Here is a 22,530-nt window from a genome sequence, read left to right on the forward strand (position 1 = left end):
ATGTTATTGTAAATTAGGAAATGATAAGGAAATTGATGATAAAATCTATTTTATTTATATTAATTATTCGATACATTATTCTTAATACTCTTGGTTATGAGTATAATGAAATATATTCCTTCGCTTATGAAGAAAAAATATAAGGTTTAATGTTGAATTTATATTTGTAATATGATTTTGGGTCTACCGGTAAGGGTGGAGATGGATTGCCCCCTTTGTAGTTGCATTTAAATACGTATTTTTCAAATATTCTATTAATGGCAGTCACTGACGGAGTAAGCGTCACTGAGACGCCTTGGTTAAAGCGAGGGTCTATGTGGTACGCCTCTGCTCCATTCGACAGTCCCATATTGGGATACTGTGGGTTCACATTAGTGCTCGGGGTCGGAACGACCCTTAGTGCCTGTGGAGCTGAGACCTCTACCTTTGGCAAGCCTCGGCTTTGAAGCAGGAAGCCATGCCCGTTAGGGCGGAGTAGTTCACACTAAAATATCTATACCGAATCCATATCCATCAAACTCTTTCTCATAAAATACTCCCTTCTTAGGCTTTGGAGGATTTTTCAAGAAATCTTCCATCCACCTATATTTAGTTAAATATTCCGCCATAGGACATACGTATTGGGGACATGAAAATAGAAAGTGTAAATTATACGCAGTTGCAGTATGAGGTATAACTTGAATTCCATACGCCTCTGCCAAACCTTGTACTTTTTTCATTAATGTAATTCCGCCTGACCATAAGGCATCTGGCTGAAGTATTTCTACTCCGGAATCTGCCAAGAGTTTAAACTCCTGAATTCCGTATGCATGCTCTCCAGCTGAAATTGGAGTTCCTAGTTTGGATAATGATTTGTAAGCGCTGTATTCGTCCGGAGGCAAAGGTTCCTCTATCCAGCTTAACTCATATCTTTCCAATCTTTGAAACATTCTTTTAGCGTATTTTAAATTCCATGCCATCCACACGTCCGCCATTAATTCAACGTCATATCCTATAACGTCTCTTACAGCTTTGACCAGGTCCTCGTTCTTCTGCATACCAGCAGGCCCGTCTATAGGACTACAGCAGAATCTCATTTTCATGGCTTTATATCCCTCGTTAAGATATTCTTCGGCTTCCTTCTGCAATTCCTTAATATTAGTAGGATGGAGATGACTAGCATAAGCAGGTATAATTTCGGCTGTTGGACCTCCTAAAATTTTATACACAGGTTTTCTCATTTCCTTACCTTTTAGATCCCATAGCATTAGGTCGATAGAGCTTATTGCCATCATTATTATCCCTTTTCTTCCAAAAGGTAAAGTAGTTCGATAAAGGAAATCGTATATTTTTTCGGTCTCATCAGTATCTTTACCTATTATGCTGTTCTTCAATTTTAGTATAATATCTCCAACTAGGTCACTAACTTCTATTATGCTTTCTCCGTTTTCTCCTATCATTTTTACGAAAGATGTAGTATTATAACCTGCGGCTTCTAAAGGATTCGTTTTCTGAATTTCAGGATAAAAATCAGTAGGTTTAGTGTAAGGATATGCCTCAAGGTTAGGTCTATAATTAGATTTTACGATTTTTATGTCTAGTATTTTCATAAAAAATATTTCTAGACAAAGGGTAAATCTCAGTATCCAAACATATTCGGTTACACTAAATTACCGAAAACTCAACATAAATTTATCTTTCAACTAAAATATAAATCACCGTCTTTTCATGATTTTAATTCTAGAAACATATATTTAATGAGAATTGTTGAAGATAAGGACGGAGAAAGATTTCTGGAATTTGAAAGCAAGGAGGATTTGGAAGAGTTTAGGAAAATGCTAATTGAAGCTTATTATGAACTTAATCCCGACCGTAAACGTCCTTATGAAACCCAATCTCCCAAATGAAAACTACACAATTTTTTGGATCTACGCTGTAAAGTATCCTTATATCCCCTGTAACTTCTATGGAGAACGTAGGATTACCGTATTTATCTAACTTATTCTTCAACTTTTCTCTAGCGTATTTGAAAGGATTTTCCTGTAATATCTCCAGTTTATCTACTATTGACATTAATATCTCTAAATTTGAAAATCTCCTAACTACAAGGCTAAGTAAATCACCTTCGCTCTTAACATCCCTCATCAAGAACCTTACATCCCACTTCTCGCAAGCAACTTAAAGAGAAAAGGAAAACATATTTAAAAATCTTTCTAATCATTTATTATCTCGTTATGAATAATAGTTGTAATAATGATAATAGTGATAGTAGTGAATCATATGCGTTACTGTAAATAACATTATAGCGTTATTTCAACATTTTTAATAAAAATGACGAAATTAGGTTTGGAAGAGATAAAATTCTATCAGAGGAGTAAAAAATCATAGAATGCTTCAATATGAATACTTGAAGTGAGTAAAAAGAGAATTCAGCAGTAGTTTCAGTAAGTTTTTGTTCTATCATTTTCATTTTTAGACTCTTAACGACTAAGAACTTTATGAGATCACTAATGCTGCATACTTTATCCTAATAAGTCTGAAAGATCATCACTATGAGCTTAACCCTCTGGCAAGATAAAGCCTTGAAGCAGAAAGTCACGTCCGTTAGGGCGTGGTACTTCACCGTTAAAGCAATATCGTAATCTAGATTAAAAGTCATGTAGAAACAGTCTTTCACTAACTTAGTCTGCTTATTATAGTAAAAATTAAGTATGCATTAATTCTCCAATCTCTTTTTCTGCAATCCTGTAATGCTCCTCAATTTCATCGTCCCAATAGTTCTTGAAAAATTCTTTTATTATAGTCATGATTTCCTTAGATAACTGAATGATGTCCCTTATTGCTTCACTTCTGTCTGAATAATCGCTGGCGCCCTTATAGAGTCCATTATAGGAATATCTGTGCAACTCTAATGCTGTGGATGTTAAGTGGTTTACTTTAAATCCAAGTTCCTCAAGCCTTTGAGAAATACCTTTTAATCCAGTAGTTGGGGCAAGAAAGCCGGTCTTATAATACCATTCCTTTTCCTTTTCGTTTCTAGGCATCTTTTCCAAGTTTATAACTGCTAATGCACTTATAATGGCCTTCCAAGATAAGAACACTTTGCTTGCAGAATTTCTACTAAATCCTTCCTTAAGTAGTTTTAATCCTAACGTTAACTCGTCTAAACTCTCTATTATCCGTATTTTTACGTAAGCGTCTTTGTGTTTCTCAATCGTAGGTATTTTAGATTCCATACTTATCCATTACCTAGAAAATTAAAAAAGAATGAAATCTTTAATGTCCATTATAGTAGGGAAAATCCTAAAACTATTATTCGTGATCTCGTGAAGTTAAGGGCTGGTTATTGGTATTGAATATTATGAAATTCTATGAAGTTTTAAGCTCATTATCATTAAGACTAGAATGGATAATTCAGAAATCCTCTAAAGAATCGTTAACAGTCTTCAAGATCTTCTTTAACGCCTTCCTCAATATTTCATTAAAAGAAGATTTAGTTATTCCAATATTTCTAGCAACATTATCTATATTATTCTTCTTAGGATATTCAAATAAACCTTCCTTATATGCTATTTTTAAAATTTCAGCTTCTCTTGGAGTTAAAATCGAAAAATCCTTAAATTCATATTTAGATAGAATATCCGGCATTTTAGTTTTCCTCACATTTAAATCTAAAACCTTACCGTGCATTTCCATGTACCTCCTCATTCCGTCAATACCGTACTCTTGAGTAAAAAGAATTGACCAGAATTCCTTACCTTCATAGTACAGAGATGTATCGGCTATTGCACCTAAAGTATACGCAGTAGCCCTTATAGTATCCCTTAAATCACCTATTACCCCTAACTTAAGTATTTTAGGATATCCGTCATTTATAGGATAAAGAAAAAGCACTCTTTTTATTTTCCAGTGTGACCTTAAAACTTTTTGAAGTGTTTTAAGTACATCCTTAGAGGATACTCTAACCGTAGAAACTTCCACTTCTCCCTCGGAAGAAAGGAAACTATTGAAGGGAGAAATTTGCAGATGGAATTTATCTACATCCATAAACTTAGATGTCCAATCACTTTCATGAACGTAGTGCGCAGTTAGTTCATAAAACGTTAAACTATTTTCCATAATATTCTTTATTATGGATAAGATAAAATATTTTACCGCTTTAAATGTTAGAATAAGTAGAAATAGTATAAACATTCAAGTAAAGTAAATTTAGAAGAAAATTCTTTTAATTTATATAAATATTATATATAAATTGATAAAAGATAAGAAAAGATCGTGTGTAAAGTAGAAATTAACTTATGATAAAATTTCCTCTTCCTTCATCAGTAACTCTTCTACATTGAATTCCCATTTTTTATTAAAATGCTCATATGGTATCGATGCTGTCAAAGAATATTCAAAGGGTGGAAATAAAGGATGTATTGTAAAGGATATTTTACTATCCTTCTGAATTCTTGTAATAAATTCTAGTATTTTATAAAGCATATGAGACTGTGCTACTAGAGTAGCTTTAGAAGTATTATCACTTAAATGTGAAATACTTATTAAAGTTGGTATTCTAGACAACGCATTATCTACTTCCTCGTCACTGTCATAAATTAAACTCATCTTAAAATCAAATTTTCCTAGAAAGACATGATACGCAGAAATTAATCCTCTTCCTACTACATGGGCTTGATAATGATATAATACTTCTTTAAACGGTATTCCTAGTGATGATGAAATGTCCTTTAATGTAAAATCGTTTTGTTCTTGTTTCTTTCCTAGAATTTTTATATCTATTTCGTCTGGTTTAAAATTATCCGACAAATCTGGTAATTCAAATGGTTGTCTTGGATTTTTTATGAAATCTTCAGAAAATTTTCCTTTTTCAAAATCGAAAGTAGAATAATCTATTGGATAAACTTGTTTCTCTTCTTCTTCATACAATTCGTAATAATGTATTAAACCTATATCAACTAGATATTCTAATCCTCTTATGAAGTCAGCGTTTTTAGAGTACATTATTCCTATAATGTATTTTTTATCATTTAACATGTCTCTATTTATAGCTACAGTTATTCCATTAAAGGCCTCGTATAGTTTTAATAAATCAATATTTTTTGAGAAATATACTTCGACATAATATCTTTTAAGATTTAATTTATCTGCTCTTTCTATAGGATATGGCAACATTTTGTATTTTTCTTTCAAATTTTCTATTATTTTTGTAGCTTCCTTTATTCCACTCAGTGCTGTTATCAATTTCGGTGAAAGATCACCAAATCTTTGAACATAGTAAAGAACTTTAGAAATTTCTGATTGTTGTTGAAGAATCTGCACAATAAAAAATTTAAAGATATTTATAAAAAGACTTCTATATAAAAATTAAAAACTTTTTAACCACATGATCCTGCAGGGGCTTTACTTACTTCAGCATGAACTCCATGTAATGCTAAAAGCATTGTTGCTAGCATTCCTATTAATGCTATATATCTTATAATGTTTTGGTTTAGAACGAAATTTGCTTTCATTTTAATCAAGATTTTACATCCTTCAACCTACTGATAAGCATTACTCAATAAATTTTAGATAAAAATTAACTTTAAAGGTTAATGAAAACAACTATCTAAAAAGTTTTCAAGTTAAGATAATTAAAATTTAACAATAATAGTATAGCATTAAATCTTTAATTCGCGTATTACGTTTGGTTTATTTTTAAGTACATATTCTCCTTCTTCTGCCTATATTTTCTCTTTTCATCAATTTATATTTATCACGTCAGAGTTTATGCTTTTGTATTTTGATTTTAACAGCGTTTACCATGACTTTTCATAATTTTTTTACAATGTTTTATCATCAACTTAATATAATTTATTCTATCTAAATTTTCTTATTAAAAATTATATTATAGAAAGTATCTCATTTAACTCATATACATAAATACTCTCTTTTCCAAAAAATCCAGAACTTTTTTCTCGTGTTCAGTCATTAAATTTTCAGCTTTTTCAGGATTCTTCTCTTTAATAGCAGTAAATATTAGATAATGTTCATTATATTCATCTCTTCTTCTTTCAAAACTAGTAAAGAGTGAAGTTCTTACGATCTTTAATTTGACCCTTATGTCTATCAAACAAGAACGTAAATACGTATTTTTTGTTGCGTCTGCAATTGCCTCATGAAAGGCACCATTTAAATCCGCTAAAACTAATGCGTCTGGGTTTTCTTTAGCAGTTTCTTCTTTTACTTTAGAAAGTATACTCTCCATTTTTTCTATGTCTTTCTCGTCAGCTCTCAGTGAAGCTAATCTTGCAGCTAATCCTTCTAAAGGTATTCTTAATTCGTATAACATTCTTGCCTCTTCTGCAGTAATGTAAACTACTGAATATGATTTGTTATCCTTTTTTATTATTCCTTCAGACAATAACATTCTTAGTGCTTCTCTTACTGGCGTTCTACTCATGTTAAGATCTTTACATAATTGGTCTTCAGTTAGTCTTTGCCCTTGTCTGTATTTTCCTTTAACAATGCTATTGAGGATTTCGTTATAGGCGTTTTCTGTCAGATTATTCATTACTAATGATTTTTAATCATGCTTTATTAATTTATCTTCTAAATCACTAAAATGTAGAATTCTAATTTTATTTATATAAGGATATTTGACTAGTGCTTCCTCGTTGATTTCTACATTTTCTGGAGGTTTTACATATCCGTTTTTAAAAACGGGAACTGAGAAAAGATCTTCAGGAAAGTCTGCTATTGGATATTCAACTATCTCCATTTCCCTAGCTAGAGCTAAATTAAGTACGTAAATTAGAGAAACTGGAGATCTATCTGGACGATCATGAGGTGCTACTTTAACGTTATATGAAGACGCTAGTTCAAGAATTTTTAAAAATTTGCTTACTCCGCCTATTTTTGCTATGTCTGGCTGGAGATAAGAAATTCCTGATTCTAAAAGTTTCTTAAAACCGTATACTGTATATTCATTTTCTCCTGCAGCTATGGGTACTGGAGAAACTTTTGTTAATTTTTCTAGAGATGAATAATCGTTAGGTGGCCATAAAGGTTCTTCTATCCATTCTATTTCATATTTAGAAATTTTTTCTGAAAAATCTTTAGCCTTATTTAGATCGAAAGGAGAATTAAGATCTATAGCTATCTTTAATTCCTTGTATTTCTCTCTAATTTTCTTTACAGTTTCAAGAATTGTAGATGGAGACTGATGAAGTTTAATAAAATCAAAACCTTTTTCTTTAGATATTTCTACCGCCTTTATTACGTCTTCAATTTTAGAGAACCTTGGAAAACTGCCGTAGACTTTTACTACACTTTTGCTTTTACCTCCAAAAAGTTCTGCAAGTGGAACCTTCATTCTCCTGCTTTTCAACCCCCATAACGCCATTTCCACTGAGCTAATTGCTCCTGTTACAACTCCGCAATTTCCTGCACTGAACATTATCTTTTCGAGTAAGTTTTCCAATTCGTAAGGAGAATTGATTTCATTCTCTTCAAGAAACGGTTTTATCAGTTCACTTATTACTGAGGAGTATGCCCCTATTATACCGCTCCCAGCAACTAATGTTTCTCCCCAACCGAATTCTCCATCTTCAACTTTTACATATAATTGAACTGCCCACTGGTCTATCCAATCAGAAGGTGGATTTGTAATAAAAGGTATGGATAAAGAAAAAACGTTTACTTTCATTTTTATGCACTTATATATAGTTTAATTGGAGAGAATTCGTCGTGCTGTAGAACCTCAGCTCTTGTTAATCTTCCATTTAGAACTCTAAGCATATATTGGTATACTCTTTCTCCAGCTTCCTCTAGGGATATCTTTAAATCCAATAAATCTGAAACGTCGACGTCAATGTGTTCAGCCATCTGAGCTGCAGTCTTAGGATTAGCAGTTATCTTTATTACTGGGATAATAGGGTTTCCTACTATGTTACCTTGACCAGTAGTAAATAAGTGAACTACGGAACCCTTAGCTGCAAAGAGCGTTACTGCTTCTGCCGCTGCTGAAGACGTATTAACGAAGCATAAAGTTCCTTCCTTGCCTTTATTTAAAGGATCTAGATAATCAAGAACGCAATTGACTTTCCTATGTCCTAATTTTTGAATATTTCCTAAAGCTTTCTCTTCAATAGTTGAGAGTCCTCCTTTTATGTTACCTTGAGTAGGCTGAGAGCCTAACAAATCTGCACCTTCTCTCTCTATTGTGTTATCATAGTCTTTAAAAATCTTCATGAATTTCTCTCTTAATACGTCATTAGCCATTTTTTCTGCAACTATATCTTCGGCTCCAGTAAGTTCTGAAGTTTCACCGAACATTACAGTAGCACCTTGGTCTACCATTTTATCTACAACAACACCTACTGATGGATTTGAAGCTAATCCTGAAGTTGTATCAGATTCTCCGCATTTAATGCTCATGACTATTGACGATATGTCTACCTCAGTTCTATGTTTTTCACTTGCGTCTTGAACCATCTCTAAAGCTTTTCTTGATGCCTTTTCTATTGTTCTTAAGTCTCCATTTCCTTCAATAGGAAATACTTCTACTGGCTTTCCAGTCTTTGCAATCTCATCTGCTACCTTGTTTGCCCAATTTTCCTCTATACCTATTACTATTGCTCCTGCAACGTTTGGATTAGCTCCAGTTCCAGAAAGTATATGGAAGAATAGATCCAGGTCTCTGCCGAACTGTAATCTACCGTACGGATGAGGAATGACAGTAGTTCCTCTTATCAACTTTGAGACTCCTATTGCTGCGGAGTTTGATAAGTCGTCTAAAGGTAAAATAAGTACGTGATTCCTTACTCCTACTGCCCCGTTTTCTCTAACGTATCCTTTTATTGTGTTCATTTACCCCACCTCAAGGATTTTATATTATGAACATGTACATGTTCTCCTTTTATTATATCTTTAGTTGCTTCCCCTATGGCTCTTCCGTATTTAAGAACTTTATCGCCTTTCTTTATATCTCTTAGAGCTATTTTGTGACCAAGAGGAATGTCTTCTTCGCTTTTAACTAAAATATAAGACGACGGATTCTCTAAATATGCGCATATTACTTCTTCTCCTTTCCTTACGTCAGTAGTAGCTACGCAGACGTCGTCATTTTTAGAGTGAATTAAACCTTTTGGCATAATTATGAATATGATCACTACTTAATATATTTTTATTATATATCTTATGGTATACATTAGAATCTTACTAGATAAGTTATACACTTAATATTTAATGATTTACATAGAAATAAAATTTTAAGAAAATGTATTTATATGAGATAATTATAATTTACTATAATTTAAGTAAAAAGTCTTAGACTAATATCGATATTTTATTCCATAAACTCATTTTCAAAATTTTATAAATATATATAAGAATCAAATACAAAAAATAGATATACCAGATTGTATACTATAGTGTATTAGAGAATATGGATTGGGAAACCTTAAAGGAAAAGCTATTTTCCGAAATGAACTCAATGAAATCAAAACCATTTCACTATAGGATGTTATTGCTGACGGGAGGAGGAATATTCGTTGATGGTTATAATATAATAATTATATCGTTTGGATTAGCTGGAATACAGGAAGCTTTTCATCCTTCAGCCTATTTATTAGGTTTTATAGGATTATCTGTAATAATTGGAAATTTAATTGGGGCACTTATAGCAGGATACGTAGTAGACAAAGTAGGAAGAAAAACAATATTTATTTTGGATTTAATATTTTTTGTTGGTTTTGCCATTTTATCTGGATTAGTAACTAATTCGTATGAATTGTTAATAGCAAGAATTCTGGTAGGGTTGGGCATAGGCTTAGATTATCCTATAGCTACTTCTTATCTTAGTGAATTCTCTCCAGTAAAACCTAGAGGAAAATATCTTGTCATGAATATAACTTTCTTTAATATAGCGGGTATTGTTGCCACACCTGTAGCATATTGGCTCTTAGGTTTCGGAGAACTAGTAGCATGGAGATACATGCTAATGTCCGCTGCAATTCCTGCATTAATAGTACTATTAGCTAGACTGGGAACACCTGAAAGCCCAAGATGGTTATTAACAAAAGGTAGGAAAGAAGAAGCTAGGAGAGTAATAGAGGAAGTTATAGGGAAACCGTTGGATACTGATGCAGTAGAGCTATTGGAAAACACTGAAATAACTCCAGAACATTCGACTTATTATAAAGAATTATTAACAAAACACACGAGAGACGCCATATTTATAGGAGTTTTCTATTTCCTTTTCGCTATAGCATTTCTAGGAACTTCAATATTCGGTCCAGAATTTGAAAGTGGACTTCACTTGCCTGGTGAAATAAGTAGTATGATTTTCTGGTCGCTATTTGTGGTTGGAGATATTATATGCATTCTTTCTATAGACAGAATAGGCAGGAGGTCAGTTACATTGATAGGCTGGGCAGGTATGTCAGCAATGATGTTAGCACTCATATTATTACCTAAAAGTTACTATATAGGACTAGAGCTGGCATTTACATTATTTGCTATGTTCCAAGGTATTGGGCCAGGTAGTACTCACATGGTATACTCTCCAGAATTATTTCCTACTAGAATAAGGGCGACTGCAGAAGGATGGAAGCAGGGAGTTGGAAGATTAGGTGGAGTCTTAACTGGTGTGTTTTTCCCAGCTATTTCTCTTGACGATAAGCTATACATAATATTTGCCGCATCTGCGTTGGGTCTTATATGGTCTTTAGCGTTAGCTAAGGAAACTAAAGGTAAGAGTTTAGAAGAAATCTCAGAGAAAGCTAAAATAGAAGAAGACAAAACTAGCATAAAGAGAACAACTGAAAGGTTTTAATTTTTTATAAATTGATATTTTTTATATTTTACGCTTTATTAATCCCTATATAAAAATATTTTATAATTTCGTACAGAATATCAGTTTATGAAAATAAAAAAATTTTTACTTAATTTTTATTTTCATAGTCCATTTTCGATCTTATTTCAGGTTTAATATTTTCCTTAACGTACTGTCTTTGTATAGTTAATCCTTTTTCAAACACCTTTGACATATCTTCTAATGACACTCCCTTAGTCTCTGGTAAGAATAGATATACTATTATAAGTGCCATTATAGATAATATAAGTTCTAATCCGAAAAATGAGTAGACTCCGAATGTTGCTTTCCAGTACGGGAAAATAAATATTATTACAAAATTTCCGAACCAGTCTAATGCTGCTAATATTCCAGCTCCCCTTCCTCTTACTTCTGTTGGTATTGTCTCACCTTGCAAAACCCATCCTACTCCACCTACACCTACATGGAAGAATAGCAGAAATAATGTCATAGCTGTGAAAACTAGAGCTACTCCTGCAAATACTATGCCAGATGTAAAAGCTCTAAGACCTATTAGCATAATAGCTAAAGATCCAGCTAATCCTCCATATCCTAGAATTCCTAGCCTTCTTCTTCCCCATTTGTCTATAAGATAAAACGAAATTCCATATTCTACGGCCCCCAAAGATTCTGAAATCGCAGTGTTGAGTATAGCTCTAGATCCAGTTAATCCTAGATATTTGTATATAGTAGGACCATAATATAATATTACATTAACTCCTGTTATCTGCTGAAATATTAGCCATAAACCAACTAAGATTATAGCGGTTTTAATGGGTCTACTACTAAATATTTCTTTAAATGATAATTCCTTGGAAGGAGTAGCTATTTGTTCGTCCTCTGCTATATTAACTCCGAATTTTCTTAGAACGTTCTTTGCTTTTTCTTCCATTCCGTTAAGTAATAGCCATCTAGGACTTTCAGGCAAGAATGCTCTTAAAGCTACTAAGATTACTGCTGGAATTACTCCAAGGCCAAGCATAAGTCTCCAATTAGCTGAAAAAGAAAGTATGTATCCTGCCCAGAATGCTGCTGTTATCCCAGAAAATATCATTAATTGTTGAGTTATTGCTAGTCTTCCTCTCCATTTCTTAGGTGAAAATTCGGCAATATACGCTGTTGCTATTGCAGTATCTGCGCCTATAGCGAAACCTACCAAACTTCTCCATAGGATGAGAAGAAATGACGTTGTAGCTATTGCAGAAAGCAGAGCAAAAACTGCATACATTGCACCGTCAGCGACGAGTAAGGATTTTCTTCCGTATTTGTCCGTTATAGGTCCTGCTGCCAGTGCGCCTATTCCGGCTAACAGTGACGTTCCTGCTGTTAATATTGCAACTTCCCCTGAAGTTAGATGAAAAAGTGGAGTTACGTATACTAACGCACTTCCTATTATTCCAGTATCATATCCGAATAGGAATCCTCCTAGTGCTCCTATTATAGTTGCTAAAATATGCAATCCTCTAACTTTATCACTATCCAGTCTTTTTACTACCTCTTCATATGGAACTATCATGATCTATATCTAAAAATTATTGTATACTTTTACGTATATAAGGTTTAATGGTATACCTTGATTTTAAATATTAAATGTCAATTGATTAAATCTTTATAGTTAATATGCTGATTAAATGAATATTAGATATTATTTGTAAGAATTCCTTTATGATTTTGGGAACATGTAGTATTTTGTTGCGTATACATTGCAATAAAAATATTTAATATTCCTCAACTTCTTTATTCTCCGATAGACATGGAAATATCTCTTAAAGGTAAGACATGTTTAATTACAGGAGGTACACATGGAATAGGATTAACTACTGCAAAGTTATTTTCTGAATTAGGTGCAAAAGTAGTAGCTTTAGGAAGGAATATAGAGGAAAGCAAAAGTATCCATTTTGTTAAAGTAGATCTAACTTCAAGAGATCAGCTTCTATCCTTTATAGAATGGTATAAAAAGGAAATAGGAAAAGTCGATTGCCTAATAAACAACGCTTCGGTAAATTCTAGGTACTCAATATTGAACGTTACGTTAGAGGAATGGGATAAAATGATAGCTTTAGAACTTACAGCACCCATGTTACTTTCGAAAATGGCATCTGAAATCATGATAAAAAATGGCGTTAAAGGTAAAATAATAAACGTTGCTGCAATACAAGCTCATTATCCATTACCTGAATCTTTACCTTATGTTACAGTTAAAGGAGGTCTTATATCGATGACAAGAAGCCTTGCAGTAGATTTAGGTAAATACGGAATTCAAGTGATTACTGTAGTACCTGGGCCGATATATACTAAAGGAGACGAAGTTCCAGAAAATTTAGATAAAAATGCAGCAACACTTCTTGGAAGAATGGGTAGACCACAAGAAGTTGCTAATTTGCTAGCGTTTTTAGTTTCAGATTATAATACATTTATAACTGGAAGCGAGATATTCATAGACGGAGGAAGGATAATAAGTAGAAAGCCAGATCCTGAAGAAATCTCTTCAGGCGCAGTATAATTTTGAAGTTATCATCAACTGTAAAGTTTTATTATTTGTGAATACATAATTGTATACATGCTTACTATTATAGGAAATGAAAGAGTTGATTCTAATGAAAAGATAGCTGTTAGAAATCCTGCAAACGGAGAAATTATAGATTACGTTCCTTCATTATCGAGAGATGAAGTAAGGAAAGCAATAGATATAGCTTTTGATAGTTTTTCAAAACTTAATTCAATTACTCCTGCAAAGAGATCAAAGGCATTAATGGAGACTGCGTCAATCATTAGAGAAAATGCTAACGACTTAGCTGTAACTATGACTAAAGAAACTGGTAGGCCTATAAAAAGTTCTAGAGCAGAAATAGAAAGAACGGCACAAATATTTGAGTTGGCTTCCTCAGAGTTGAGAAGAGCTTTAGAAGGAGAATTTGTTCCATTGGATCTTTATGATTTTCCGGCAGGAAATGAAAAAAGAATTGCTTTCATTAAGAGAGAGCCAATAGGCGTGGTTGGGGCTATAACTCCTTTCAATTTCCCTGCTGCTAGTTTTGCACATAAGGTAGCTCCTGCACTGGCTGTAGGCAATACTGTAGTATTTAAGCCTTCCTCTCTTACTCCATTAACTCAGATAAAACTTGCAGAAATAGTTTCCAAAAAGTTTCCTGTAGGAAGTGTAAATGTAATTACTGGAAGTTCTGAAATGATAGGGGAGGAATTTATTTCTAATGATAAAGTTTCACTCATTACTTTTACAGGATCTGTTAATGTGGGATTAGATTTGGCAAGTAAGGCAGTAAAGAACGGTAAGAGAGTCATAATGGAATTAGGAGGGAGTGATGCTATGATAGTTCTTGAAGATGCTGATATTGATAAGGCAGTTAAAGCCGCATTAGTGGGTAGGTTTGACTTTGCTGGACAGTTCTGTAATGCTACAAAAAGAGTAATAGTTAGGCAAGAAATTGAGAAAGATTTTAGCGATAAATTAAGATCAGAGCTACAGAAATATAAGGCAGGAGATCCTATGGATGAAAGCGTTGATATACCTCCATTAATATCTGAGCAAGCAGTCATGAGAATGAGAGAGTTTTTGAATGATGCAATAAAGGAGGGTGGAGAGAAAATTTTTGAAGGTAAGGTTCCAGAGAAAGGTTACTATTTTCCACCAGTTGTTGTAAAGTTACAACCTACAAGTAGATCAAGAATATTAAGAGAGGAAGTTTTTGGTCCTATCCTTCCAATAGTTCCTGTAAAAAGTGATGATGAAGCAATAAACATTGCTAACTCGACGCAATATGGTCTTGATGCTTCAATATTCTCTTCCAATTTCTCGAGAGCATATGAAATTGCTTCTAAATTGAGGGCTGGAACAATCATCATAAACGATACTACGAGACTTAGATGGGATAATTTACCTTTTGGAGGTATGTTAAAAAGCGGAATAGGAAGAGAGAGCGTTATTAATACTATGATGGAAATGACTGAGACAAAGCTAATGGTTTATTCGAGGTGATAATTATGAAAATAAAAGACGTTAAAGTCTATTTAGTAAATGCTGTATGGAGAAATTTTGTAATAGTTAAGATAGATACTGACGAAGGAATAACGGGATATGGAGAAGGCACAATGGGAGATTTTGAGAAAACTGTAGAATCTGCAGTATATGATTTCAAGCCATTTCTTATAGGTAAAGAAGTAAATGTTCAGGAAATTTACAATTTCCTTTATAGGCATTTCTTTTGGAGAGGAGGAGAAATATTAATGACAGCAATAAGTGCAATAGAACAAGCTTTGTGGGACATTTTAGGTAAGAGTGTTAATAAACCAGTTTATGATTTATTAGGAGGAAAGGCTAAGGATTCTGTTAGAGTTTACGCTAATGGTTTCATATCTGGAGATAGGACTCCAGAAGAATTTGCTAACGCGGTTAGAAAAGTTATAGATAACGGTTTTAACGCAGTAAAATTTGATCCTTTTGGTTCTGCAGGTCCTCAAATAACTGGGGAAGATTTAGAAAAGGCAAAGAGTAGATTAAAAGCCATTAGAGACTCCGTAGGATATTCTGTAGATATAATGCTCGATGCGCATGGTAGGTTTAACACGGCTTCTGCTGTTAAAGTTGCTAATGAGATATCTAAATACGAACCATTTTGGCTAGAAGAACCGGTACCAGAAGAGGACATAAGGGCACTGAAATATGTAAAAGAAAGATCTCCAGTTACTATAGCCAGCGGGGAAAGGATAGTTAATAAGTATAGGTACAGAGAATTTCTCGAGGAAAGAGCTGCAGATATAATTCAGCCTGATGTGTGTCACGTAGGAGGTATATGGGCTCTAAGGGAAGTGGGCTCAATGGCTGAAACTTATTATACATCTGTAGCACCTCATAATCCTAATGGTCCAATAGCTACAGCCGCTACATTAAACCTAATGCTTAATATGAACAATTCTCTGATAATGGAATTCTGGGTTGATGCAGACACTGTAAGAAGATCTATATTAAAAGAATACTTTAATGTGAAAAACTCCTATATATATCCATCAAATAAACCAGGTTTAGGAATAGAAGTTAATGAAGAAGCTCTAGAAAGATATCCATATAAAAAGCTTCATCTAGAATATTTTAGCAAGGATTACAAATATTATGGAGACGTCAAAGACAGAAGTACATAATAAATATAATTTATTTGAATTTTAACTAATAAAGTTTAAAGTTTTAAGCCAAAATATCTCTTATGGAACTTAATTTTGCAGAAATTATCCTAGAAAATAGGCCTTCTCCATTTTGGAATATATTAAAGCAAATAGGCGTAAATAAGGCGGTTGGAGTATTGCCAAGAAGTTACAAGGATTGGAGACAAGAGTTAGAGGAAAATCCTTGGGATTATGGATCTTTAATGAAATACAAAAATATGCTTGAAGATAACGGATTAGAATTAGTTGCTATTGAAGATAATCCGCCAATGGATGGAATAAGGTACGGAATTCAAAAGCTCAAAGAGGAACAGTTAGAATATGTTTCTCATATGCTAGAGAATATGGGAAAACTTGGAATCAAAATATGGAGCTATAGTTGGATGGCTGGATTTGGTTGGAGCAGAACTCATACCCACATCAGAGGAGAAAATGGAGAGTTAGTCTCTGGTTTTAATATTAAAGACGTCGAAAATGCTCCTCCGCCTAAATTCGGTAAGATTTCGGCTGAGAAGTTATGGAATAATTTGAAGGATTTTCTAGAATACGTGGTACCTATTATAGAAAAATATGATATAAAAATAGCAATGCACCCAGACGATCCTCCAATAGAAGAATATAGGGGAGTAGCAAGAATAATGAATAGTATAGAAAACTATGATAAATATTTAAATCTAGTAAAAAGTGAGAATGTAGGAATAACGTTCTGTCAAGGAAACTTCACTTTAATGACTGACGATTTACCTAGTGCCATAAGACATTTTAATAAGAGAATATTCTTTGTACATTTCAGAGACGTTAAAGGAAATAAATATGATTTTATTGAAACCTTAATAGGAAAAGGAAAGACAGACCTAGTAGAAGTAATGAAAGCATATATTGACATTGATTTTAAAGGCATAATGAGAGTGGACCATACTCCTACCCTTGAAAACGATACTGAGTTCCTTGCTGGCTATTCGTATTTAGGGAGAATATATAGTATAGGTTATATAAGGGGACTATATGAATCGTTAAAACATGGTTGAAAGAATTATGTATACCTTTGTGTATATCTTAAATAAGCTTTTTATTTAGGAAAATTTTTAAAACTCTAACAAATAACGAACATTATGAATGTAGATACATTAAGTATATATAAAGCAAATCTTGCAGAAGGACCTATTTACGATATAGAACTAGACAGGCTTTTTTGGGTAGATATAGAAGGTAAAAAAATCTTAATGAAAGATCTAGATAATTATTCAGAGAACGCTTTTGATACACCAGATTTAGTTTCGTCGTTATGCATTGTTAACGAGAACGAAGTTATTGCTACAATAAGACATGGATTTTATATTATAGATTTTAAAACAAAAAATATCACTAAAGTAGGAGAAGTTGAATCTAATTATCAAGAAAATAGGTTTAATGATGGTAAATGTGACCCTCTAGGAAGATATTGGGCGGGAACTATGAATATGAAGAAATCCGGCCCTACTGGGAATTTGTACAAATTAGATCATGATATAGTCAAGGTTTTAGATGGATTGACAGTGTCTAATGGTTTGGGATGGGATCCAGAAAACGATATAATGTATTTAATAGATAGTCCGGTAAGGAAAGTTTATGCTTTTGATTTTGATCTGAATAAAGGAGAAATATATAATAAAAGAATTCTAATAGACTTTAATGGAGAACCAGGTAACCCAGACGGAATGACAGTAGATGAAGAAGGATACTTATGGATAGCTCATTGGGGAGGAGGGAAAATCAGTAGATGGTCACCGCGTGGAGAAAAAGTTTTTGAAATAAAGCTTCCAGTAACTTATGTTACTTCAGTTACGTTCGGAACATATGAGATGGATAGATTATTTATAACTACGGCAAGTAAAGAAGATGAACCTTTAAGCGGTAAGGTATTTACTACGCATGTAGGAGTTAAGGGAATTCCCTCTTATAGATTTAAAAAATATTGAAATTATTTTGTTCCACTTAATGAATATACTTTTGTCAGATATTTCTGAAATACTATGAATATAATGAATATGGGAATACCCATTAGCACTGAAAATGCTGCAAATACGTTGTAAAGCGTTGATCTATTTGTTATTGCAAGATAATACATACCTAAAGTTAATGTCCACATATTTCCAGAGCTTATAAATACGTTAGCTAACGCATAATCCGTATAAGCTCCCATAAAACTTAGAAGTGACACAAAGGCTATTATTGGCTTACTCATGGGTAATAAAATCCTAGTAAATGCGCCAAATCTACTTAATCCGTCTATCATTGCGGCTTCTTCGTAGTCTCTTGGTATATTATCTAGAAATATTTTCACAAGATATGCTCCAAACACAGAATTTCCTCCAGAATATGCTATAATTAATCCATAATACGTATTAACTAAATGTAAAGTTGAGAACATTAAATATAACGGTATAACAGTAACTGTAAATGGAAAGAATGTCATAACGTATATTGTAATTATTAGAACTTTCTTCATTGATATATTTAACCTAGATAATCCTAAGCCTGACACGAATGCCACTATTACAGAGATTGCCACAGTTCCAGAAGCTAATATAAGACTATTTCTTAGCCATAATAAGAATGGTTCATGGAATAGGATTCCATTATAAGCTTCTAAAGTAACAGTAGTAGGTATGAGCGATTTTAAGCTAACTGAGGCTAACGTAGGTATCGGACTTAAAGAAGTTATTATAATATAATATATAGGGAATACTGCAAAAGCAGCTACAATGATTAGAAGTGCGTAAGATATTGCCAATCTAATTAGTTTTAAAATTAAATATTTTGGGTTCACTTTTTGCCTTATCATGATACCACCTCTAATACGTGGGTAATTTTTAACATTATTATGGCCATTATTGCAAGAATTATAGTTGAAATTGTAGAATATGCTGCGGCTATATCGTATAAATTGTAGGCAAACGCTTCTTGATATGCGTAAACTATCAATATATTAGTACTTTCTCCAGGTCCTCCACCGGTTAGCAGGTAAATTGGGTAAAAATTATTCCATGTGAAAATAAATCCACTTATTCCAACAAAAGATATTGAGGTTTTCATCATAGGAAGAGTTATTCTGCCAAACTTTTGCCACATTGATGCTCCATCTACTTCTGCAGCCTCATAAAGTTCAGTAGGTATACTTTGCAAACTAGAAAGGAATATTGCAGTATAGTATGGGAAAGATAACCAAACGTTTGTTAAAATTAGGGCAATCCATGCAGTATCAGGATAAGTTAACCAATTAATAGGAGCTAAATGTATAAGTCCAATTATTTTGTTTACTACTCCATACTCATAATTCCACATTCCTAGCCAAACTAAGAGAGAAATGTATGCTGGGAAAGCCCAGGGAAAAAGCATGAGCGTAAAGAATAACCTTTTTCCTCTTATATCCTTCTGATTTAGAACAAGTGCCATTAAATATCCCAATGCCATCATTGGCACTAGGCTTCCAACAGTCCATAATGCAGTATTACCAAGAATATGAAGAAATGTATGGCTAGTTAATACTAGAACGTAATTTTGAAATCCTACAAGACTATACTTAAAGAAATGATATAAACTAAAATTTGTAAATGAAATATAAATTGCATAAGCTACAGGATACATAAATAGAAATAAAATTAATGCTACGATAGGAAGGATATAAAAATAATTACTTAACTTATGTTCATTCATTTTATATTTCACCATAAGCCTAGAATACCTAAATTAAAGAGATTTGATAATAATTCATAAGATTGTAATAAATTTAAGTTAATTGGTAATAGTAAATCTGGAGTTATTCCTGCCTGTTGCATTTGAGATAACATGTAATTTTCCATTTTCTGTGATGCTACTGTGGCAGTGATCTCGTTAGCATAATATTCAGTGGCATAGTCATAAAATCCATCCCAGTAGAAGTTCATCTGTGGGATATTGGGGAATTTTTGACCGTATTGTGCTTGTTCTAATACTCCTTTCATTATTCCGTTAAGATATGTAGGCGTTAGATTATCATTATTTAATTCAGTTATTACGGTATTATATGCTTTCATGTTAGCTGGTATATCATGAGCATAAGTCCATAAATTCATTTCTGCTTGATAGCTAGTCATAAATTGTATAAATAATAACGCCGCTTGTATTTGTTGTGGAGTTGCCCCACTTGCTTGTGGTGATGAGATTACCCAACCAGTAGATCCTACGAAAGGCGCTGCATGAAGACCAGTTTGACTAACTATAGGTAATGGTGCTGCACCTAAATTAGCTCCTAGTGCTGGGACATAGATTCCTAGATCCCATGGTCCGTCAAATATTATTGCAGCTTCATTATGAGTGAATAATTGTTGTTCTATGCTTGGAGTAACATCTGGAGCGTTTATATGGAGATTGTACGTTAAATTATACCAGAATTCTAAAGCTTCAACCATCGCCGAAGAGTTCATTTGTGGCATTCCTTGAGAATTAAATATGTGTCCTCCAAATCCAGCGAACCATGCCGCAAATCTATATCCATATTCAGAAGTCATACCATATGCTATTCCCCATATATGATAGGTCTTATTTACGTTTGTAGCTATTTGTATTAGCTGTTGAGTAGTATTAGGAGGATAAGGTACATATTGTTTATTGTAGAACATTAATATGTAGTTTACTGTATCTGGTAAACCATATACTGAGCCATGTAGTTCGAAATTTTTGATTGATATAGGAGCATACTGATTAAATACACTTTGGTTTAAATATGCTGATAAATTAAGGATTAAGCCAGCCGCAAATAAGCTTCCAGCATCATTACTTGTATCCCTATAAACTATAGGAGCTTTTCCAGCTTTTGCGTCAGTCTCGAGAGAGTGTCCCAAGTGCAAATAATTGAATAAATCTATGTAAAGGTTTATAGATAATAATTCAAAAGATATTGTGAATTACTGAGAAATTTTGAATTTTCGCTTGAAGCAAAAAGTCGCGTAATACTTAAAGGGAACCGGGAAGATGTAGTACCGATTCACATGAAGCCTTGGATAGAATACTACAACGGCCCGGTCCCCTATGAACATTTATCAGCAAGGCATAAAACACTTGTGAAAATGAACTACATGCTGATCACGTCTGAAGTGCTGTCGCGTCTCTCTGACCTCTTCATATTGAGAGCGTTAATAGTGATGATTGTGTGGACGTGCTCCTACAGGGACGTGCGAAGCTACTACGAGTCAGACGTGGTGGTAAGGTGGTTCCTAGGCGAGTACAAGTCTAAGTCGGAGATCCATAGGAGGGCAAAGAAATTTAGGGGAGAGGTAAAGACTCTGTTCAAGGAGTACGCCAAGGAGTTGGAGGGGAAGATGAGTAGACTTGCTGACTACTTACCTAGCAGTGCGTTATACGGAAAGGTTGGAAAGCTGTGGATCGTGGATTCCTTCCTAATCGAGGTACCCTTCGGAAAGAGGAACAAGGAAACATTGAAGAAGAAGTTTGAGCTAGACCTAAGGCAGAGGAAGTACAGGGAGGCGGCTAACACGCTCTTCTTTTACATTAAGTGCAAAGTGAGGAGGAGGTTCAAGGGAGAGTTTACAAAGAAGAGGAACAGGAGTTACTTCGGCTTCAAGGTCTTCAACCTCATGTCGCCTACAATGATAGTTCACGAGATTCAAGTGGAACTGGCCAATTTTCCGGACAATAAGGTTGGCTTCTCTCGCAGCGGTTATAAGGTAGTGGATAGGGGCTTCGTGGGGAAGTCCTCGACCTGGTTGATAGGTTTCTCTAGTTTCAGGAGGTATGTGGAGTTCTTTGGGATCTTCTTGAGGAGGTATTGGAGGCCTTACGCTACTGAAAAGGGTATGGTCGAGTTCTTTGTCTACGTTATCGCGTTGATTTACAACTCCTACATCTACACTTCTGTGTTATCGCGTGTTCCGGAGAGTCAACTCGCCCACTAACTTGTACCGCGAGAGTTGATCAAGGTAGTGTGGACTATGTTGGAAATTCTGTTTTTCTCTATACTTGATTATTTTCCATTACAATATAAGCTTAATCTCTCGTTATACTGAAAGATATAATTATATTTTATTCTTAATTAATTATAAAATTGTTTTTCTATCATACTATATTTATTCAATTATTTGCGCTTGGGACACTCTCTCGAAGTTAGATGTTGATATTGAAACTCCATATGTTACATCTACGTGAATCCAAGGATATGCACTCTCAAAAGCAACTAAAGATTTATTAAAACCTTGATTTTCAGGAACATCGTAAGTATCCCATACTGTTATAGTTACTGGAGTATGAGTGGAGGTTGTGGAAACGGGAGTAGGAGTTGGTTTGTGGGTAGTCATCATTATTCCTGCTACTGCAGCTATTACAACTATAGCAATTACAACTACTATAATAGCAAGCTGAGTTGTAGATAACGCTTTTTCCCGTCTATTATGTTTATTTTTCGAATTCATGAGTCTCAATTATAATTGAGAATGATAGTAATATATAAGTACTTCTAAAGATATATACATGCAAAAAATACT

Annotated in this window: 23 protein-coding genes; 7 read left to right on the top strand and 16 right to left on the bottom strand. The window is 33.7% G+C overall.

All coding sequences use genetic code 11. From position 1 onward, the window contains the following. Positions 1-479: 479 nt before the first annotated feature. From DFR85_RS28435 to DFR85_RS28485, 11 genes are all read right to left on the bottom strand, one after another. Positions 480-1,589: an enolase C-terminal domain-like protein gene (locus DFR85_RS28435; RefSeq protein WP_110271190.1), complete on the bottom strand. Its 1,110-nt coding sequence runs from the start codon at positions 1,587-1,589 to the stop codon at positions 480-482. 250 nt (positions 1,590-1,839) lie between these two features. Then, positions 1,840-2,124 (bottom strand): type II toxin-antitoxin system RelE family toxin, encoded by a 285-nt coding sequence (locus DFR85_RS28440; protein ID WP_110271191.1) that lies wholly within the window; start codon positions 2,122-2,124, stop codon positions 1,840-1,842. Between the two features lie 163 nt (positions 2,125-2,287). Further along, on the bottom strand, positions 2,288-2,443 hold the full coding sequence (locus tag DFR85_RS28445) for a hypothetical protein (RefSeq protein ID WP_162582803.1): 156 nt from the start codon (positions 2,441-2,443) through the stop codon (positions 2,288-2,290). A gap of 241 nt (positions 2,444-2,684) precedes the next feature. Next, complete coding sequence (locus DFR85_RS28450) at positions 2,685-3,215, bottom strand: PaREP1 family protein (protein ID WP_110271192.1); 531 nt, start codon at positions 3,213-3,215, stop codon at positions 2,685-2,687. Between the two features lie 178 nt (positions 3,216-3,393). Then, positions 3,394-4,098: a helix-turn-helix domain-containing protein gene (locus DFR85_RS28455; protein WP_162582805.1), complete on the bottom strand. Its 705-nt coding sequence runs from the start codon at positions 4,096-4,098 to the stop codon at positions 3,394-3,396. A gap of 177 nt (positions 4,099-4,275) precedes the next feature. Further along, positions 4,276-5,301, bottom strand: a complete 1,026-nt coding sequence (locus tag DFR85_RS28460; RefSeq protein WP_110271194.1) for an AsnC family protein — start codon at positions 5,299-5,301, stop codon at positions 4,276-4,278. Between the two features lie 56 nt (positions 5,302-5,357). Then, the gene (locus tag DFR85_RS28465; protein WP_162582807.1) at positions 5,358-5,501 is read right to left on the bottom strand and encodes a hypothetical protein; all 144 of its coding nucleotides are present in this window, start codon (positions 5,499-5,501) and stop codon (positions 5,358-5,360) included. A gap of 383 nt (positions 5,502-5,884) precedes the next feature. Continuing rightward, positions 5,885-6,532: a GntR family transcriptional regulator gene (locus DFR85_RS28470; protein ID WP_110271195.1), complete on the bottom strand. Its 648-nt coding sequence runs from the start codon at positions 6,530-6,532 to the stop codon at positions 5,885-5,887. A 12-nt stretch (positions 6,533-6,544) separates the two neighbouring features. Continuing rightward, complete coding sequence (locus tag DFR85_RS28475) at positions 6,545-7,666, bottom strand: mandelate racemase/muconate lactonizing enzyme family protein (protein WP_110271196.1); 1,122 nt, start codon at positions 7,664-7,666, stop codon at positions 6,545-6,547. Positions 7,667-7,668: 2 nt separating this feature from the next. Then, positions 7,669-8,829 (bottom strand): UxaA family hydrolase, encoded by a 1,161-nt coding sequence (locus DFR85_RS28480; protein ID WP_110271197.1) that lies wholly within the window; start codon positions 8,827-8,829, stop codon positions 7,669-7,671. Continuing rightward, on the bottom strand, positions 8,826-9,113 hold the full coding sequence (locus DFR85_RS28485) for a UxaA family hydrolase (RefSeq protein WP_110271198.1): 288 nt from the start codon (positions 9,111-9,113) through the stop codon (positions 8,826-8,828). Before DFR85_RS28485 ends, DFR85_RS28480 begins: the two co-directional genes overlap by 4 nt. Before the next feature lie 341 nt (positions 9,114-9,454). Here DFR85_RS28485 and DFR85_RS28490 point away from each other — a divergent pair, with 341 nt between their 5' ends. Then, positions 9,455-10,795, top strand: a complete 1,341-nt coding sequence (locus DFR85_RS28490) for an MFS transporter (protein WP_246252896.1) — start codon at positions 9,455-9,457, stop codon at positions 10,793-10,795. 109 nt (positions 10,796-10,904) lie between these two features. On the opposite strand, the gene DFR85_RS28495 is transcribed toward DFR85_RS28490, so the two are convergent. Next, positions 10,905-12,350 carry a sugar porter family MFS transporter gene (locus DFR85_RS28495; protein WP_110271200.1) on the bottom strand — a complete coding sequence of 482 codons (1,446 nt, stop codon included), beginning with the start codon at positions 12,348-12,350 and terminating at the stop codon, positions 10,905-10,907. A gap of 237 nt (positions 12,351-12,587) precedes the next feature. Here DFR85_RS28495 and DFR85_RS28500 point away from each other — a divergent pair, with 237 nt between their 5' ends. From DFR85_RS28500 to DFR85_RS28520, 5 genes are all read left to right on the top strand, one after another. After that, positions 12,588-13,337 (top strand): SDR family NAD(P)-dependent oxidoreductase, encoded by a 750-nt coding sequence (locus DFR85_RS28500; protein ID WP_110271201.1) that lies wholly within the window; start codon positions 12,588-12,590, stop codon positions 13,335-13,337. A 57-nt stretch (positions 13,338-13,394) separates the two neighbouring features. Next, positions 13,395-14,831 carry an aldehyde dehydrogenase family protein gene (locus DFR85_RS28505; RefSeq protein ID WP_110271202.1) on the top strand — a complete coding sequence of 479 codons (1,437 nt, stop codon included), beginning with the start codon at positions 13,395-13,397 and terminating at the stop codon, positions 14,829-14,831. A gap of 5 nt (positions 14,832-14,836) precedes the next feature. Beyond that, positions 14,837-15,991: a galactonate dehydratase gene (gene dgoD / locus DFR85_RS28510; protein ID WP_162582809.1), complete on the top strand. Its 1,155-nt coding sequence runs from the start codon at positions 14,837-14,839 to the stop codon at positions 15,989-15,991. Between the two features lie 62 nt (positions 15,992-16,053). Next, entirely contained in the window at positions 16,054-17,040 is a 987-nt protein-coding gene (locus tag DFR85_RS28515) for a mannonate dehydratase (RefSeq protein ID WP_110271204.1), read from the top strand. A gap of 84 nt (positions 17,041-17,124) precedes the next feature. Continuing rightward, positions 17,125-17,970, top strand: a complete 846-nt coding sequence (locus DFR85_RS28520) for an SMP-30/gluconolactonase/LRE family protein (protein ID WP_110271205.1) — start codon at positions 17,125-17,127, stop codon at positions 17,968-17,970. 2 nt (positions 17,971-17,972) lie between these two features. Here the strand turns inward: DFR85_RS28520 and DFR85_RS28525 are convergent, their stop codons facing one another. Genes DFR85_RS28525 through DFR85_RS28535 form a run of 3 tightly spaced genes read right to left on the bottom strand, consistent with a single transcriptional unit; the run spans position 17,973 to position 20,874 of the window. Then, positions 17,973-18,836, bottom strand: a complete 864-nt coding sequence (locus DFR85_RS28525) for a sugar ABC transporter permease (protein WP_110271206.1) — start codon at positions 18,834-18,836, stop codon at positions 17,973-17,975. Next, positions 18,833-19,708, bottom strand: coding sequence for a carbohydrate ABC transporter permease (locus DFR85_RS28530; RefSeq protein ID WP_110271906.1), 876 nt, complete (start codon positions 19,706-19,708; stop codon positions 18,833-18,835). Before DFR85_RS28530 ends, DFR85_RS28525 begins: the two co-directional genes overlap by 4 nt. A gap of 8 nt (positions 19,709-19,716) precedes the next feature. After that, a complete protein-coding gene (locus tag DFR85_RS28535; protein ID WP_246252897.1) occupies positions 19,717-20,874 on the bottom strand; it encodes an extracellular solute-binding protein in 1,158 nt (385 codons plus the stop codon). A 147-nt stretch (positions 20,875-21,021) separates the two neighbouring features. On the opposite strand from DFR85_RS28535, the gene DFR85_RS28540 reads away from it, so the two are divergent. After that, positions 21,022-21,945, top strand: coding sequence for an IS5-like element ISC1290 family transposase (locus tag DFR85_RS28540; protein WP_110271208.1), 924 nt, complete (start codon positions 21,022-21,024; stop codon positions 21,943-21,945). A 171-nt stretch (positions 21,946-22,116) separates the two neighbouring features. Here DFR85_RS28540 and DFR85_RS28545 read toward each other — a convergent pair whose 3' ends face one another. Further along, positions 22,117-22,467 carry a hypothetical protein gene (locus DFR85_RS28545; protein WP_162582811.1) on the bottom strand — a complete coding sequence of 117 codons (351 nt, stop codon included), beginning with the start codon at positions 22,465-22,467 and terminating at the stop codon, positions 22,117-22,119. Positions 22,468-22,530 lie beyond the last annotated feature (63 nt).

The organism is Acidianus brierleyi (assembly GCF_003201835.2).
Classification (GTDB): domain Archaea; phylum Thermoproteota; class Thermoprotei_A; order Sulfolobales; family Sulfolobaceae; genus Aramenus; species Aramenus brierleyi.

What these genes read in the sequence shown, in the direction of transcription:
- DFR85_RS28435 (WP_110271190.1), bottom strand. Translation starts at nt 1,589, where the DNA reads ATGAAAATACTAGACATAAAAATCGTAAAATCTAATTATAGACCTAAC.
- DFR85_RS28440 (WP_110271191.1), bottom strand. Translation starts at nt 2,124, where the DNA reads ATGAGGGATGTTAAGAGCGAAGGTGATTTACTTAGCCTTGTAGTTAGG.
- DFR85_RS28445 (WP_162582803.1), bottom strand. Translation starts at nt 2,443, where the DNA reads ATGATAGAACAAAAACTTACTGAAACTACTGCTGAATTCTCTTTTTAC.
- DFR85_RS28450 (WP_110271192.1), bottom strand. Translation starts at nt 3,215, where the DNA reads ATGGAATCTAAAATACCTACGATTGAGAAACACAAAGACGCTTACGTA.
- DFR85_RS28455 (WP_162582805.1), bottom strand. Translation starts at nt 4,098, where the DNA reads ATGGAAAATAGTTTAACGTTTTATGAACTAACTGCGCACTACGTTCAT.
- DFR85_RS28470 (WP_110271195.1), bottom strand. Translation starts at nt 6,532, where the DNA reads ATGAATAATCTGACAGAAAACGCCTATAACGAAATCCTCAATAGCATT.
- DFR85_RS28475 (WP_110271196.1), bottom strand. Translation starts at nt 7,666, where the DNA reads ATGAAAGTAAACGTTTTTTCTTTATCCATACCTTTTATTACAAATCCA.
- DFR85_RS28480 (WP_110271197.1), bottom strand. Translation starts at nt 8,829, where the DNA reads ATGAACACAATAAAAGGATACGTTAGAGAAAACGGGGCAGTAGGAGTA.
- DFR85_RS28485 (WP_110271198.1), bottom strand. Translation starts at nt 9,113, where the DNA reads ATGCCAAAAGGTTTAATTCACTCTAAAAATGACGACGTCTGCGTAGCT.
- DFR85_RS28490 (WP_246252896.1), top strand. Translation starts at nt 9,455, where the DNA reads ATGAAATCAAAACCATTTCACTATAGGATGTTATTGCTGACGGGAGGA.
- DFR85_RS28495 (WP_110271200.1), bottom strand. Translation starts at nt 12,350, where the DNA reads ATGATAGTTCCATATGAAGAGGTAGTAAAAAGACTGGATAGTGATAAA.
- DFR85_RS28500 (WP_110271201.1), top strand. Translation starts at nt 12,588, where the DNA reads ATGGAAATATCTCTTAAAGGTAAGACATGTTTAATTACAGGAGGTACA.
- DFR85_RS28505 (WP_110271202.1), top strand. Translation starts at nt 13,395, where the DNA reads ATGCTTACTATTATAGGAAATGAAAGAGTTGATTCTAATGAAAAGATA.
- dgoD (WP_162582809.1), top strand. Translation starts at nt 14,837, where the DNA reads ATGAAAATAAAAGACGTTAAAGTCTATTTAGTAAATGCTGTATGGAGA.
- DFR85_RS28515 (WP_110271204.1), top strand. Translation starts at nt 16,054, where the DNA reads ATGGAACTTAATTTTGCAGAAATTATCCTAGAAAATAGGCCTTCTCCA.
- DFR85_RS28520 (WP_110271205.1), top strand. Translation starts at nt 17,125, where the DNA reads ATGAATGTAGATACATTAAGTATATATAAAGCAAATCTTGCAGAAGGA.
- DFR85_RS28525 (WP_110271206.1), bottom strand. Translation starts at nt 18,836, where the DNA reads ATGATAAGGCAAAAAGTGAACCCAAAATATTTAATTTTAAAACTAATT.
- DFR85_RS28530 (WP_110271906.1), bottom strand. Translation starts at nt 19,708, where the DNA reads ATGAATGAACATAAGTTAAGTAATTATTTTTATATCCTTCCTATCGTA.
- DFR85_RS28540 (WP_110271208.1), top strand. Translation starts at nt 21,022, where the DNA reads ATGAAGCCTTGGATAGAATACTACAACGGCCCGGTCCCCTATGAACAT.